This is a genomic window from Oleiphilus sp. HI0086 (genome assembly GCF_001635225.1).
In genome coordinates this window covers 1-954 of record NZ_LWFZ01000878.1, presented here as the reverse complement: position 1 = coordinate 954, position 954 = coordinate 1, and the positions used below count along the sequence as shown (strand labels likewise).

Sequence of the window (954 nt, the reverse complement as noted above, 5' to 3'; positions counted from 1 at the left end):
GACTCCTCTTTGGTTGCTAGCATCCAAGAAACACTAGGCCTTGAAAGCGGCAATACAACAACAGAATTAAATGATGAGCAGATTGAAGAGCTAGCAAAAATCGCAGCGCTTTCTGACATCGCAAGCCAAATGAAAGGCTCAAAAAGCCCGGCCGTAGTGGTTATTATCGAAGAAGATGGCAAGGCTAGCAGCACGCCTGAAGTGTATTTAAAACTACACCTTTTGTCTCATCGCCTGGTTAAGCCGCACGGCATTAATCTTGACGGTATTTTTGGTTTACTGCCAAATGTTGCATGGACTAATAAAGGTCCAATTGACCTATCTGAATTAACAGCTAAGCAACTTGAAGCACGAGTAGCCGGTGAATTGATTGAAGTTAAGTCTGTTGATAAATTCCCACAGATGACCGACTACGTCGTACCTGGCGGCGTCCGTATTGCCGATACAGCCCGCGTACGTCTTGGCGCCTACATTGGTGAAGGCACCACAATCATGCATGAAGGCTTTGTAAACTTTAATGCAGGCACAGAAGGCACCTCAATGATCGAAGGCCGTATCTCTGCAGGTGTAATGGTAGGAAAAGGTTCTGATCTTGGCGGTGGCTGCTCTACCATGGGTACCTTATCTGGTGGCGGTAACATCATCATTGCGGTTGGTGAGAACAGTTTGATCGGCGCAAATGCAGGTATCGGCATTCCTTTAGGTGATCGCTGTACTGTTGAGTCAGGTCTCTACATTACTGCTGGCACTAAAGTAGTTATGCTTGACTCTGAAAACCAGGTCGTTGAGACGGTTAAAGCACGTGATCTAGCAAATAAAGCTGACCTACTGTTCCGCCGAAACTCGGCAAATGGTCGAGTTGAATGCTTAACTAATAAGACTGCCATTGAACTGAATGAAGAGCTTCACGCCAATAACTAGTATCTGGCTAAGCAACTAACACTGCCCTAACAG

The 954-nt window shown here is 46.0% G+C and carries 1 protein-coding gene; it reads left to right on the top strand.

Annotated features, from left to right (window positions below):
• Positions 1–921: 2,3,4,5-tetrahydropyridine-2,6-dicarboxylate N-succinyltransferase (dapD, locus tag A3756_RS15920; RefSeq protein ID WP_197481336.1), on the top strand; the 921-nt coding region annotated here is incomplete at its 5' end.
• Between the last annotated feature and the right edge of the window lie 33 nt (positions 922–954).